This is a genomic window from Bradyrhizobium yuanmingense, from assembly GCF_025200905.1.
GTDB classification, from domain to species: domain Bacteria; phylum Pseudomonadota; class Alphaproteobacteria; order Rhizobiales; family Xanthobacteraceae; genus Bradyrhizobium; species Bradyrhizobium yuanmingense.
In genome coordinates, this window is sequence record NZ_CP104173.1 from 5,129,852 (window position 1) to 5,143,757 (window position 13,906).

Genomic DNA, 13,906 nt, shown 5'->3' on the forward strand with positions numbered 1-13,906 from the left:
GCCAGAAGCACCCGGCACTTGTGGCTGCCCCCTCTTTCTCTATTTCGCCCGGCTATCCAGCCTGCATGGCCCGCGCCGCGGAACTGTGGCGGCGGATGAGGTCTGCCACATCGAGACCCGGGATCGCACCGTCGATCACCGCCCATTTTCCAGCCACCATCACCCGGTCGGCGCGATGCGCCCCGCACAGTACGAGCGCAGCCAGCGGATCGCCGTGGCCGGAGAAGCGCAGCTCGTCGAGCCGGAACAGCGCAAGATCGGCGGCCTTGCCGACGGCGATGTCGCCGAGTTCCGGCCGGCCCACACATGCCGCCGAGCCCTTGGTGGCCCAGCGCAACGCATCCTTGTGGCTGACCTTCGTGACGCCATAACGCGCGCGTTGCAGCAGGAACGCGGCCCGCACCTCCTGCATGAGGTTGGATCCGTCGTTGGAGGCCGAGCCGTCGACACCAATGCCGATCACGACGCCGGCCTCTTCCATGTCGCACACCGGGCAACAGCCCGACGCGAGCAGCTGGTTGCTGCACGCACAATGGCTGACGGTCGTGCCGGCCTTGCCGAGCCGTCTCATCTCGTCCGGATTGAAGAAGATTCCATGGGCGAGCCAGGTGCGCGCATTGAGCCAACCGCATTGCTCGAGATAGTCGAGCGGACGGCAGCCATACATCTGCTGGCAGAAGCTGTTCTCGTCCTCGGTTTCGGCGAGATGGGTGTGCAGGCGCACGTCGAGCTTGTCGGCGAGATCGGCCGTGGCGCGCATCAGCGACGTCGTCACCGAGAACGGCGAGCATGGCGCGAGCGCAATCTGCACCATCGCATCCGCGCCGCGCTGGTGATGCTTGGCGACCACGCGGGCGCTATCGGCGAGAATGGTGTCCTCGTCCTGCACGACACTGTCGGGCGGCAAGCCGCCGTCGCGCTGTGACAGGTTCATCGAGCCGCGCGTGAGCAGCACGCGCACGCCGAGGCGCTTCGCCACCGCCACCTCGATATCGACGGCGTCTTCGAGTCCGGGCGGGAAGACGTAGTGGTGATCCGTCGTGGTGGTGCAGCCGGAGAGCAACAGCTCGGACATCGCCACGGTGACGCCGAGCTCGAGCGCTTCCGGCGTCAGCTTCGCCCACACCGGATAGAGCGCCTGGAGCCAGGGGAACAGCTCGCGGTCCATCGCGGCCGGCAGCGCCCGCGTCAGCGTCTGGTAGAAGTGATGATGGGTATTGATCAGGCCCGGCAGCACGACGTGTTCGCCCGCATCGAACACTGCGACATCGGCGGTTGCGGGCACACCGCCCGCCGGCACGAGCTCGACGATCCGGCCGTCCTTCACGACAATGCCGCGCTCGGCCCCGTCGGCGAGGATGGCCAGGGGATCCCTGATCCAGGTCGAACTTGCCTCAGTCATGATCCTGCTTCTCCTCGCCCACCCTGACGGCGGACCTGCAAGGCCGAGGACGATTGCGTCCTTGCTTCGACTTGTTGTTGCCACTTGGCTCCCGTCTTGCAACACTTCGCTCGGACCATTCAACCGTCGGAAGCGTTGGCGCAGCCATGGACTTGAATACCATCACAGCTGTCGCCCATCCGCAAACGCGCGCGCAGCTGCCCGTTTGGACGGCAGGTGATGCTTGGCTCGCGGGCGGCACCTGGCTGTTCTCGGAGCCGCAAACGCATCTGACGCGACTGATCGATCTCACCGATCTGAAATGGCCGGCACTTGCGATCACAGAGAGCCACCTCTCGATCGCCGCCACTTGCACCATCGCAGAGGTCGATGGACTCGCCTGCCCCTCTGATTGGCTCGCAGCGCCGCTGATCAACCAGTGCTGCCGGGCCTTCCTTGCCTCATTCAAGATCTGGAAGACCGCGACCGTCGGCGGCAATCTCTGCATGTCGCTGCCGGCGGGACCGATGATCTCGCTGACGTCGGCACTCGACGGCGTCTGCACCATCTGGAAGGCCGGCGGCGGTGAACAGAGGCTTCCGGTCACCGAATTCGTCACCGGCAACCAGCGCAATCGCCTGACGCCAGGCGACCTGCTCCGGCAGATCGACATCCCGCTTCCCGCGCTGAAGCGCCGCACGGCCTTCCGCCAGATCTCGCTGGCGCCCGTCGGCCGCTCCGCGGCGCTGCTGATCGGCAGTCTCGAAGCCGATGATACGCTGACACTCACGGTCACCGCGTCGACGGTGCGGCCGATCCAGCTGCGCTTCCGCAAAGCCCCAGACGCAGGCGCGCTGCGCGCCGCGCTCATGCAGGAGATTACCGATGATCTGTACCACACGGACATCCATGGCGCGCCACTCTGGCGCAAGCACATGACGCTGCGCCTGGCCGAGGACATTCGCGTCGAGCTGCTGGGAGCGATACCCGCATGAGCCTGGAGGTCAATGGCGAGGCATTTTCCCAGGAGCCGCGCGCCGGCCAGTGCCTGCGCACGTTCCTGCGCGAGCTCGGCCATTTCGGCGTGAAGAAAGGCTGCGATGCCGGCGACTGCGGCGCCTGCACCGTGCTGCTGGACGGCGAGCCGGTGCACAGCTGCCTGATCCCGGCGTTCCGGGCCGAGGGCCGCAGCGTGACCACGATCGAAGGCCTTGGCGGCGATCACGGCACGCATCCGATGCAGCAGGCCTTTCTCGATGCACAGGGCTTTCAATGCGGATTCTGCACCGCCGGCATGATCCTGACCTGCGCCTCGCTGAACCAGGCGCAGCGCACCGATCTCGGCACGGCGCTGAAAGGCAATATCTGCCGCTGCACCGGCTATCGGTCGATCGAGGACGCGATCCTCGGCAAGACCAATGTCGAGGCGAGCGTCGAGGCCGGCGCCGCCTTCGGCCGCAGCCTGCCCGCCCCCGCAGGCCCCGACGTGGTCCGCGGCACGGCACGCTACACCTTCGACACCGCAATCGATGGTCTGCTGCACATCAAGCTGCTGCGCTCGCCGCATGCGCACGCGAGGATCGTCGCGATCGACAAGTGGGACGCGCTGAGCATCCCCGGTGTACACGCCGTGCTGACGCACGAAGATGCGCCGTCCGTCCTGATCTCGACGGCACGGCATGAGAAAGACTGGATGGACCCGGAGGACACCCGCGTCCTGGATGACGTCGTGCGTTTCGTCGGCCAGAAGGTTGCCGCCGTCGTCGCCGAGACCGAAGCCGCCGCGGAGGCTGCGTGCCGCAAGCTCAAGGTCAGCTACGAGATCCTGCCGGCGCTGATCGATCCAGAGCTGGCGATGGCCCCGGGTGCGCCGGTCATCCATCCCGACCGCACCACTGCGAACCGCGTCGCCGATCCCCAGCGCAACCTGGTCGCGGAGACGCATGGCGAGTTCGGCGATGTCGCATCGGCCCTCACCACATCTGCCGCCACCTATGAGGCCACCTTTCACAGTCACCGCGTGCAGCACGCGGCGCTCGAGACCCATGGCGGCCTCGCCTGGCTCGATGATTCCGGCGTTCTCACCGTCCGCACCTCGACGCAGGTGCCGTTCCTGACCCGGCGCGCCCTGTCGGACATCTTCCAGCTTCCCATGGACAAGGTCCGCGTGTTCTGCGAACGCGTCGGCGGCGGTTTTGGCGGCAAGCAGGAGATGTTCGTCGAGGACATACTGGCGCTTGCCGCGCTGAAGACCGGGCGGCCGGTCAAGCTGGAGCTGACACGCGAGGAGCAGTTCATCGCGACCTCGACGCGGCATCCGATGCGGATCCACGTCAAGGCCGGCGCGGACAGCAACGGCAAGCTCACCGCGCTCCAGCTCGACGTGCTCTCCAACACCGGCGCCTACGGCAATCACGCCGGCCCCGTGCTGTTCCACGCGCTGGCGGAGTCCATCGCCGTCTACAATTGTCCGAACAAGCGGGTCGACGGCGTCGCCGTCTACACCAACACGGTGCCGGCGGGCGCGTTTCGCGGCTATGGCCTGCCGCAGGCGCTGATCGCGGTGGAAGCGGCGATCGACGAACTGGCGGGGCAGCTCGGCATCAGTCCCTACGAGATGCGCCGGCGCAATATCGTGAGGCCCGGCGATCCCATGCTGTCGCCGCCGCCGTCCGAATATCACGACGTGCTCTACGGCTCCTACGGGCTCGACCAGTGCCTCGATCTCGTCGAGCGCGCGATGCAGGCCGATGGCCCGCAGCCGGAGCTGTCGCCGGATTGGCTCATCGGCGACGGCATCGCGCTGACCATGATCGACACCGTGCCGCCGGCCGGCCACTTCGCCGATGCGACGATCGCACTCAACGACGACGGAGGCTTCGACCTCACCGTAGGCACGGCCGAGTTCGGCAACGGCACCAGCACCGTGCATCGCCAGATCGCGGCGACCACGCTGGCGACCACCGTCGACAAGATTCGTCTGCGCCAGTCCGACACCGCCCATGGCGGCCACGACACCGGCGCGTATGGCAGCGCCGGCACTTTCGTTGCGGGCAAGGCGACGCATGCGGCAGCCATGCAGCTTGCGAGCGAGCTGAAGGCGGCAGCCGCCGGCGCCTGGCTGTGCGATGTGGAGACTTGCGCGCTCGATGCGGACTCCGTCGTCAGCGGCGTCCGCCGCATGCCTTTTACGGAGCTGGCGAAGCTCGCCCGCGAGCGCGACCGGCCGTTCGCAGGCAGCGGCACGTCCGGCGGCACGCCGCGATCGGTGGGGTTCAACGTGCAGGGCTTTCGCGTCGCGGTGAACAAGGCGACCGGCGAGCTCCGGATTCTCAGGAGCGTGCACGCCGCGGACGCGGGCGTCGTCGCCAATCCCATGCAGTGCCGCGGACAGGTCGAAGGCGGCGTGGCGCAGGCGCTCGGCGCTGCGCTCTACGAGGAGATGGTGATCGACGCGAGCGGGCGCGTCACCAATCCGAAATTCCGCGACTACCACCTGCCCTCTTTCGCCGACGTGCCGCGCACGGAAGTGTTCTTCGCCGGGACGTCCGACACGATCGGCCCGCTCGGCGCGAAGTCGATGAGCGAGAGTCCCTACAATCCGGTCGCCGCCGCGCTCGGCAACGCGATCGCGGATGCCACCGGCATTCGCTTCACCGCGCCGCCCTTCAAGCCGGACCGGCTGTTTCCGGCGCTCCATGACAAATTTGGCTAGATAGATGTTTCGGGGGATACATCCATGAGCAACGACGTCCATCCCGTCGACGAGGTCCTGCCGGTCCCGCGCCTGCTCGCGCTCGGGCTCCAGCACGTGCTGGTGATGTATGCCGGCGCGGTCGCGGTCCCCCTCATCATCGGCCGCGCGCTGAAGCTGCCGCCGGAGGACGTCGCCTTCCTGATCAGCGCCGACCTGTTCGCCTGCGGACTTGTGACGCTGGTCCAGTGCCTCGGCTTCCCCGGCGTCGGCATCCGCCTGCCCGTGATGATGGGCGTGACCTTTGCGTCGGTCGGCCCGATGCTGTCGATGGCGGCTTCACCGGAAATCGGCCTGCTCGGCATCTACGGCTCCGTGATCGCCGCCGGTCTGTTCGGCATCGTCGTTGCGCCGTTCGTCAGCCGGCTGCTGCCGCTGTTTCCTCCCGTCGTCACCGGCACCATCATTCTCATCATCGGCATCTCCCTGATGCGCGTCGGCATCAACTGGGCCGGCGGCGGCCTGCCGACGTTGACGAAGGTGGTCGACGGCGTTTCCGGCAGCTTTCCCAATCCGGCCTATGGGCAATTGCAGGGGCTCGGCATCTCGCTGTTCGTGCTGCTCTTCATCCTCGGCCTGATCAAATGGGGCAGCGGGTTTCTCGCCAACGTCGCCGTGCTGATCGGCATCATCGCCGGCGCGGTGCTCGCGAGCATTCTGGGCGTGATGCATTTCGACAAGGTCGCCGCCGCCTCCTGGGGCGCACTCGTGATTCCCTTCCGCTTCGGCATGCCGCAATTCCACCTGGTGCCTGTCATCACCATGTGCATCGTCATGATCGTGGTGATGATCGAATCGCTCGGTATGTTCCTGGCGCTTGGCGAGATCACCGGCAAGGCCGTCGACCGCGAAGCCCTGAGCCGCGGCTTACGCGCCGACGGGCTCGGCACGTTGCTCGGCGGCATCTTCAACACGTTTCCCTATACCTCGTTTTCGCAGAACGTCGGCCTCGTCTCAGTCACGGCCGTGCGCTCGCGCTGGGTGACGGTGACGGGCGGCTGCATCCTGCTCGTGCTCGGGCTGTTGCCGAAGCTCGCCGCGCTGGTGGAGGCGGTGCCGCTGGTCGTGCTCGGCGGCGCCGGCCTCGTGATGTTCGGCATGGTGGCGGCCACCGGCGCACGCATCCTGGCCGCGGTCGATTTCCGCAACAACCGCTACAATCTCTTCATTGTCGCGATCTCGATCGGCTTTGGATTGATCCCGCTCGTTGCTCCCGGTTTTTTCCGCAATCTGCCGCACAATCTGCATCCGCTGCTGGAGTCCGGCATCCTGCTCTGCGCGGTCGTGTCGGTGCTGCTCAATGCCTTCTTCAACGGGTTGAGCGGTGGCGCTGCCGCGGAGGCCGACGCGGCGTCAGCCGCCGCATCGGCACAGCATGTCTAAAGCGCGATGCGACTAGGATGAATCGTCATCGCGCTTTGGATTATTGTTTAAGCATGATCTTGTCGGAAAACCGCTACGCACTTTTCCGGATCATGCTCTAGCTGCCGCGATAGGTCGAGTAACTCCAGGGCGTGACCAGCAGCGGCACGTGGTAATGGCTTTCCGGCTCGCTGATCGCAAAGCGCAGCGTGATCTCGTCGAGGAACGGCGGATCGGACAGCGGCACGTTGCGCGCGGCGTAATATTTGGCGACGCTGAAGCGCAGCTCGTAGCGGCCGATCGGCAGCGGACGGCCGCCGATCAGCGGCTGGTCGGTGCGGCCATCGGCATTGGTCACCGTGCGCGCGATGACGCGGATCTCGCCAAGGCTCGCGAGCTCCACGAGCTCGATCGGGATGCTAGGTGCGGGCTTGCCGATCTGGTTGTCCAGCACATGGGTCGAGAGCCGGCCGTGCACCTTCAGCCTGTCGTCGGCGGCGACCAGCTGGTCGAGCCGCAGCGCCGAGATGCGGCCGATCTCCTCGATCGCACGCCTTATCTCGGTCTTGGCGATGTTGAGCAGCCGCGCCTCGAAGTCGCGCAGCACGGAATCCTTGGTGTGACGGCGCACACAGACGATGTAGGGGAAGCCGAACTTGTCGCGGTAGGCGTTGTTGGCCCGCTCGAACGCGGAATATTCGGCATCCGACAGCCGGTCGAGCCCTGCGCTGTTCTGCTCGTCGGTCGATTCCGCGGTGAGGCCCGCGGCGCGCTGCGTCTTGTTGGCGAGATCGGGATGCGCCCGGATCAGCGCCAGCTGCACGTCAGGCTCGGCACTCTGGATCGCGGCCATCAGCGCGGCGTGCAGCTCGTTGATACCGGCGAACGGCCGCTTTGCCGCGAGCTGCTCGGCGATCCACGGCGAATATTCGACGACGTTGGCGAGCGCCGCGACGAAGTCGGCCGTGCTTGCAGCGTTGAGATCGGCGAGCGAAATCTGCGACATCATCTCACCCGATCTCGAATGCGTCGGCGGCAAGATGGGCGTGCTTCTCGTGCCAGTGCTGCGCGATCTGCAACCGGGTCGGCACCCAGACGCGCTCATGCTTGCCGATATAGTCGAGGAAGCGGATCAGGCCCGCTGCGCGGCCGGGCCGGCCCGCGAGGCGGCAATGCAGGCCGACCGACATCATCTTCGGCGCGGTTTCGCCCTCCGCGTAGAGCACGTCGAAGGCGTCCTTCAGATAAGTATAGAACTGCTCGCCCTCGGCAAACCCTTGCGGGTTGATGAACCGCATGTCGTTGGCATCGAGCGTATAGGGAATGATGAGCTGCTTGCCGCTGGCGCCCTTGACCCAATAGGGCAGATCGTCGGCATAGGAGTCGCAGAGATAGAGGAAGCCGCCCTCCTCCATCAGCAGACGGTTGGTGTTGATCGAGGAGCGCCCGGTGTACCAGCCGAGCGGACGTGCGCCGGTCGCCTCGGTATGCACGCGGATGGCCTCGGCGATCTCGGCGCGCTCCTGCGCCTCGGTCATGTCCTTGTGCTCGATCCATTTCAGGCTGTGGCTGGCGATATCCCAGCCCGCCTCCTTCATCGCAGCGACAATCTCGGGATTGCGCTTGAGCGCGGTGGCGACGCCGAACACCGTGGTCGGCCAGTTCCGCTCCTTGAACATCCGCCACAGCCGCCAGAAGCCGGCGCGCGAGCCATATTCGAACATGGATTCGATGTTGGCGTGGCGCTGGCCGGGCCAGGGCTGCGCGCCGAGCACGTCGGACAGAAAGGCTTCCGAGGCGCGGTCGCCGTGCAGGATGTTGTTCTCGCCGCCTTCCTCGAAATTGACGACGAACTGCACCGCGACCCGCGCGTCACCAGGCCATTGCGGATGCGGCGGGTTGCGGCCGTAGCCGCGGAGATCGCGCGGGTAGCGGGGCTCGGTCACTCAGACTTCCTCGAAGCGGATCGGCAGCGCGCCCTTCCACAGCACGCTCTTGCCCAGCGTTGCGAGGTTCTCCAGGCCCGAGGTCAGCGTGATGAAATGGTTGCCGGCGAGCTGACCCATCTTGCTCGCGAAATGCACGCCGCCATAGGCTAGCAGGATCTCGGTTTCGCTGATGCCGCCGGGATAGAGGATGATCTGGCCGGGGGCGGGATAGCTGGTGTGGTTCTCGTAGCCGACGCCGAAGTCGAGGTCGCCGAGCGGCATCCACACGCCCTCGCCGCTCCAGCGCACATGGATGATGTGGCTTTCGAACGGCAGCGCCTTGCGGAAGGCGGCGACGGTTTTGGGCGCCGCCTGCTCCTCGAAACGGGCATCGAAGGTGAAGTCGCCGGCGCGGATAACGAGTTTGCTCATCTCATCTCTCTGGATCGGGGGCGATGCGCCCCCCGGGGAACTTTCAGCAAAAAGCACTCCGTCGGGCTTCGCGCAAGGGGCGCGAGAGGCTCTCGCATGAGTTGGGCACGCCACCCGGCCTGCTCGATCGCCTCAAAACTCGTCCATTGAACCGGATTGCAGGAGGTGAGTCCACGGACGGTTTTGCGGGGCAAAGGGCGCCGGCGCGGATGCGCTGCGTCCGGGGCACGAGAGCTGAGCGTGGTGCTGCGTTCGGAACGACGAAGATGAGGCGATGGTGCGTCTCCAAGTAACACTGTCATTCCCCGCCTTGTACGCAATCGCGCACTGGAGCGGGGAATCCAGTACGCCGCGGCCCCTCGATTCAATCACTGGCGTCTCGGAGTACTGGATCGCCCGGTCAAGCCGGGCGATGACACCGAATGTGTGGACGCAGACGTGCGTACTCGGCCTCGCGGCGCATTTCGCCCGAGCTTTGCTTCGTCTCGCCGCCCTCATAGCCAAGAGGGCGCAGGGAAGGCCGGGTGCCGGCGGCACCCGCGGTCCACTGCGCTAGAGCACACGCAGGAAGAACCGCACAGCAGCATACAGGTGAAGCCCAACACACGGCCTTCCCTGCGCGATGGTCGGACGGCTTATGCCGCGCTCTCCCGGGAGCCGAGTTCCCTCTGGCCTCCCTCGCTCCCGCGAAAGTCACCGGCACCGCGCCGGTTGACGCCAATGCCGCATTCGCCAGAGCTTGACCGTAGCAACGACGGCCAGGACCACACGGTTTTGCCGTACGCGCGGTTCGTTGGCGCCGCAGGGTTCGACGGCGTTGTGCACGTTGCCATCGAAATGCCGGCGCGACGAACCTGACAGCGCCGCTCGTCCGTACGAAGCCTCGGGCTCACGGAGAGCAATCCGCCCCACCCTTGGCCTCTCGTACACGACGCTGCCGCGTCCACCGCAAGCCCGGCTCGCGACAATGACGACCTCATGATCGCCCCTCGAGATTGAGCCGGGATGGGCGACACATACGTCATTTCCGATTTCGGTAAAGCGGAATATTTTCGCGCGAGCGGGTTGACAGCGCCGCGACACACCTCGGTCCCGTAGCCTGGATGGAGCGCCAGCGTAATCCGGGACAGCGCAAGATGCCGAGCGCGCAGCCCCGGATTACGCTTTCGCTCCATCCGGGCTACGAGAGACGAGATTGAGCTCGTCGAGACCTGGAGCGCTCAGTACGGTGCGTAACGATAGCCCGGATCGTAGTAGTAGCCGGAACCGCCGTAGTAACCAGGGCCGCCGTAGTAACGCGGGCCATAGCCATAATAATAGCGGTTTTCATGATATTCGCGGCGGCGGCTCTCGGCGATCGCGCCTCCGATCAGACCTGCGGCCATGCCCATGAAGGCGAGACCCGCGGCATTCGGCCCGCGTCGATAGTAACGCCGCCGGTGCGAGCTGAAATCGGTGACGTCGGAGGCAGCCTGGCCGGCAACGACCGCCTTGACAGCCGACTTGGCGGCCGGTGTCCCGGCCGACGCCGCTGCGGACGGGGATGCGGAAGCCGCAATCAGGGCGAGGCCAGCGAGCGCGACCACGATCGTGTTGCGGCCGGCTGCGGAAATCACGGGTCCAATACTCATGTTCGAATTTCCTCTGTTCTCGCCCAAAGAAACATAAGCAAACGATCTATAATCCGCAAACCACTGAAATGGTTTCATGATCGCGGCGATCTGCCACGCTTTGAACGATTGTAAATCCCGAACGATCAGACCCAGCTTGAACCAGCCAAACTGAGCGGTTAATGAACAGCCGCGCCGTTTTCGGTCGCCGTAAGCGTTTACGTGAACCAACGCATCAACCGACGCCGTCGGGATCGATGCCATTTTCCAGGTTCAAGAGATCGACGCGTCCTTTCCTAGAGAAACCAGATGATTGTGGTTCGCAAACTGCCGGCGCGCTATGCGCCGATCGTGACGCCATTCGTGCTGTCCATCCTCATGACGGCGGTGGTATCGGTCATTTCGACGCTGCGGAGCCTGGGGGCAACGCCGGCGTTCCTGGCGGCCTGGCCGGGCGCCTGGGGACTGTCCTGGCTCGTCGCCTTCCCGACCCTGCTCCTGGTGCTGCCGCTGGTCCGCCGGATCGTGGCCTGGCTCGTCGCAGCACCACCCGGGCGGTAACCGCGCCTACGACAGCGCCCCCAGCACGCCTCTCGTCGCCTTGTCGATTTCCTCGACATAGCGGCGGCGGGCGAAGCTCTCGGTGAGGAAGCCGACCACCTTGCGGCTGTCGGTGGAATCGACCACCGCCAGCATCTCCGCCTCGGCTTCGTCGAATACCGCCATCGCCGACTTCACGTTCATTTCCGGGATCAGCACGATGTCGATCAGGCGGGCGAGCTCGATCACCTGGATGTCGTCGGCGATGGTGTCGAGGTCGCTGGAGAACAAATCGGGCAGCAGGACGAGGCCGATATATTCGTCAGCATTGTTGACGATGACGATTCCCGGCCGCGAGCCGAGCGCGAACTCGCGGCGCGCGGCGGCGATCGTCGTGGTCGAGGGCACCTTGCCGACGTCCGAGCGCATCAGGCGCTCGACCGTGAGATTGCGCAGCCAGCCGACGTCGTTGGCGCTGCGGATGGTCTCGCCGCGCAGATGCAGGCGCCAGGTCGAGAAGGAATGGCCGAACATGAAGCGCACGCAGATCGAGGTCACGATGCAGCCGGCCAGCACCACGGCGGTGACGTCGACGTTACGTGTCATCTCGAGCACGAGGAACGACATCGTGAGCGGGCCGCCGACGATAGCGACGCCGAGCGTCGCCATGCCAGTCAACATCGCCACCAGCGGATCGATCGCGAAGTTCGGGCTGATGAGCAGCAGCACCGCGGCAAAGAACTTTCCGATCAGGCTGCCGACGAACAGCGAGGCGAAGAACAGGCCGCCGCGAAAGCCGGAGGCGAGCGAGATCAGGCAGGCCGTCACCTTCAAGGCGATGATCAGCGCGATCAGGCCGATCGTCATGTCGTGGAAGAGATCGAGCACCATGGCGCCATGGCCGGCCGCGAGAACCTGCGGCGTGATGATGGCGAACCCGCCGACGATGAGCCCGCCGATCACAGGACGCAGCCAGACCGGCATCCAGGCGAACAGCCGCTCGAACATCGGCGAGGAGCGCATCACGGCGATGCCGACGCCGCTGGTGATGAGGGCGAGCCCGATCAGTGCCAGATATTGCTCGACGCCGACGGCGCTGACCTTGGGTATCTCCAGCGAGTATGGCGCGCCGCCCAGCCATTGCGCGGTCAAGGCGCCCGCGAGGGAGGCGGCGAGGATCGGCGCGGCACTGCCGACGGCATAGACGCCGACGATCAGCTCGCAGGCATAGAAGGCGCCGGTGATTGGCGCGCCGAACGCCGCCGCGATCGCCGCCGCGGCCCCGCAGCCGACCATCAGGCGCAGATCGTTGCGGCGGAGATTGAAGAATTTGCCGATCAACGAGGCGATGCCCGAACCGATCTGGGTGTAGCCCGCCTCGAGGCCGACGGAGGCGCCGCAGCCGTTCGAGATCAGGGTCTGGCCTGCGACCACCCCGCTGTCGCGCATCGACAGATTGCCGCCCCGCAGCGCGTTTGCCTCGATCGGATCGACCGCGTTCGATATCTTCATGCGCCGCCGCGACCATTCCATGATTCCGAGCACCAGCCCGCCGAGCGCAGGCGCGATCAGTGCCGCCCATGGGCTGACGCTCGCGTGGGCCGACAGGTGGACGTCAATGGGAATGCCGTAGATCACGACATGCGCGATCTGCGCGATGTGGGCCATCAGCGTCACGACCGCGCCCGCGAGCGTGCCGATCACGAGCGCCAGCGGGATCAGGTAGAACTCGTTGCTGCGCAGCAGGGCGCGCAGCCGAACCATGGTGCGGTTCGTCTTCTTGCGATCCACGAGATGTTTGATCCGCACTAACACCGTCTGGCCCGCCCTACCCTTCCGACAGGCCGTAGCCGGCCATGCGCTGACGGACCCGCTCGATCTCGTCGCTCGGGAGCAGCGGCGGTTGTCCGATCTGCAGACAGCCGTGATATTGCCGCGCCAGCGTCTCGACCTCGACCGCCAGCCACATCGCCTTGTCCAGGGTCTTGCCGATCGCGATCATGCCGTGATGATCGAGCAGGCAGGCGAGCCGGCCCTCCAGCGCCCGCACGGCGTGCTCGGACAGCTCCGCCGTTCCGAACGTCGCGTAGGGCGCGCAGCGGATGCTGTCGCCGCCCGCCGCCGCGATCATGTAATGCACGGGCGGGATCTCCATGCCCATGATCGCCAGGATGGTGCAATAGGTCGGATGGGCATGCACGACGGCGTTGACGTCGGGCCGCGACTTCAGGATGTCGCGATGAAAGCGCCATTCGCTCGACGGCTTCTGGTCGGGCACGTGCGAGCCGTCCATGGCCATGAAGACGATCTGGTCCGGACGCATGGCCTCATAGGGCACGCTGGTCGGCGTGACCAGGAGGCCGTCCACATGCCGGACGCTGATATTGCCCGATGTGCCCTGGTTGATGCCCAGCGCGTTCATGCGCCGGCAGGCGTCGATAATGGCCTGTCTCTTGCCGAGCTCGTCCGCTGTCATCGACATGTCGATTTCCTGTCGAGGGCTTGTTGGACCGAGTTACGTCAAAGCAACATGACAGTGCAAGCGAAAGCGTCCCGGATCCCGTGACACTCCGGCCGAACGGGATAGCGACAGGTTAACAGATTGTCGCAGCTACTGGGGCAGGCCGATCCGGGCCGACCCGTTGATGACGAACTGCACGGAATAGGCGGCGAGCAGCATGCCGAGGACGCGCGAGAGCCATAACAAAAGTTAAGGCTGGTGCGGAGGCAATGAGATCGAACGGTGCAATCGCAAAGCAACCATTCCCGACGATTGCCGTTTCACTGTGCATCGATACACGAACAGAAGCAGCCGAAGCAATTGCACGAGCCCCGTTCCAGAATTGATCCGCACGATCCCGTTGCCTGCAGCCGTTGGGCACTTCGATTAGGGACAAAC

11 protein-coding genes and 2 pseudogenes are annotated in these 13,906 nt (G+C 65.6%); 5 read left to right on the plus strand and 8 right to left on the minus strand.

Annotated elements, in window-relative coordinates:
* Nucleotides 1-52: 52 nt before the first annotated feature.
* On the minus strand, nucleotides 53-1,402 hold the full coding sequence (locus N2605_RS24295; RefSeq protein ID WP_225142931.1) for an 8-oxoguanine deaminase: 1,350 nt from the start codon (nucleotides 1,400-1,402) through the stop codon (nucleotides 53-55).
* A 146-nt stretch (nucleotides 1,403-1,548) separates the two neighbouring features.
* Here N2605_RS24295 and N2605_RS24300 point away from each other — a divergent pair, with 146 nt between their 5' ends.
* Genes N2605_RS24300 through N2605_RS24310 form a run of 3 tightly spaced genes read left to right on the plus strand, consistent with a single transcriptional unit; the run spans nucleotide 1,549 to nucleotide 6,518 of the window.
* Nucleotides 1,549-2,376: an FAD binding domain-containing protein gene (locus tag N2605_RS24300; protein ID WP_225142932.1), complete on the plus strand. Its 828-nt coding sequence runs from the start codon at nucleotides 1,549-1,551 to the stop codon at nucleotides 2,374-2,376.
* The gene (locus tag N2605_RS24305) at nucleotides 2,373-5,096 is read left to right on the plus strand and encodes a molybdopterin-dependent oxidoreductase (protein WP_260343362.1); all 2,724 of its coding nucleotides are present in this window, start codon (nucleotides 2,373-2,375) and stop codon (nucleotides 5,094-5,096) included. The genes N2605_RS24300 and N2605_RS24305 overlap by 4 nt, the downstream gene beginning before the upstream one ends.
* 24 nt (nucleotides 5,097-5,120) lie before the next feature.
* Nucleotides 5,121-6,518, plus strand: coding sequence for a nucleobase:cation symporter-2 family protein (locus tag N2605_RS24310; protein ID WP_109142964.1), 1,398 nt, complete (start codon nucleotides 5,121-5,123; stop codon nucleotides 6,516-6,518).
* Between the two features lie 97 nt (nucleotides 6,519-6,615).
* On the opposite strand, the gene uraD is transcribed toward N2605_RS24310, so the two are convergent.
* The 4 genes from uraD to N2605_RS36475 form a co-directional block, all read right to left on the minus strand.
* Entirely contained in the window at nucleotides 6,616-7,503 is an 888-nt protein-coding gene (gene uraD / locus N2605_RS24315) for a 2-oxo-4-hydroxy-4-carboxy-5-ureidoimidazoline decarboxylase (protein WP_192893406.1), read from the minus strand.
* A 4-nt stretch (nucleotides 7,504-7,507) separates the two neighbouring features.
* Complete coding sequence (gene puuE / locus N2605_RS24320) at nucleotides 7,508-8,443, minus strand: allantoinase PuuE (RefSeq protein WP_225156496.1); 936 nt, start codon at nucleotides 8,441-8,443, stop codon at nucleotides 7,508-7,510.
* On the minus strand, nucleotides 8,444-8,857 hold the full coding sequence (locus tag N2605_RS24325; protein WP_036045261.1) for a DUF3830 family protein: 414 nt from the start codon (nucleotides 8,855-8,857) through the stop codon (nucleotides 8,444-8,446). It abuts the gene before it with no gap.
* A gap of 1,220 nt (nucleotides 8,858-10,077) precedes the next feature.
* Nucleotides 10,078-10,731: a hypothetical protein gene (locus tag N2605_RS36475; protein WP_425248806.1), complete on the minus strand. Its 654-nt coding sequence runs from the start codon at nucleotides 10,729-10,731 to the stop codon at nucleotides 10,078-10,080.
* A 45-nt stretch (nucleotides 10,732-10,776) separates the two neighbouring features.
* Here N2605_RS36475 and N2605_RS24335 point away from each other — a divergent pair, with 45 nt between their 5' ends.
* The gene (locus N2605_RS24335) at nucleotides 10,777-11,028 is read left to right on the plus strand and encodes a DUF2798 domain-containing protein (RefSeq protein ID WP_036042074.1); all 252 of its coding nucleotides are present in this window, start codon (nucleotides 10,777-10,779) and stop codon (nucleotides 11,026-11,028) included.
* Between the two features lie 6 nt (nucleotides 11,029-11,034).
* Here the strand turns inward: N2605_RS24335 and N2605_RS24340 are convergent, their stop codons facing one another.
* The 3 genes and pseudogenes from N2605_RS24340 to N2605_RS36380 all read right to left on the minus strand — a co-directional run.
* Nucleotides 11,035-12,822, minus strand: a complete 1,788-nt coding sequence (locus N2605_RS24340) for a chloride channel protein (RefSeq protein WP_057026746.1) — start codon at nucleotides 12,820-12,822, stop codon at nucleotides 11,035-11,037.
* 13 nt (nucleotides 12,823-12,835) lie between these two features.
* A complete protein-coding gene (locus N2605_RS24345) occupies nucleotides 12,836-13,489 on the minus strand; it encodes an L-fuculose-phosphate aldolase (protein ID WP_260343363.1) in 654 nt (217 codons plus the stop codon).
* 129 nt (nucleotides 13,490-13,618) lie between these two features.
* Nucleotides 13,619-13,705, minus strand: a pseudogene (locus tag N2605_RS36380) (MarC family protein); the annotation flags it as partial.
* A gap of 45 nt (nucleotides 13,706-13,750) precedes the next feature.
* Here N2605_RS36380 and N2605_RS36480 point away from each other — a divergent pair.
* A pseudogene (locus tag N2605_RS36480) lies at nucleotides 13,751-13,906 on the plus strand (hypothetical protein); the annotation flags it as partial.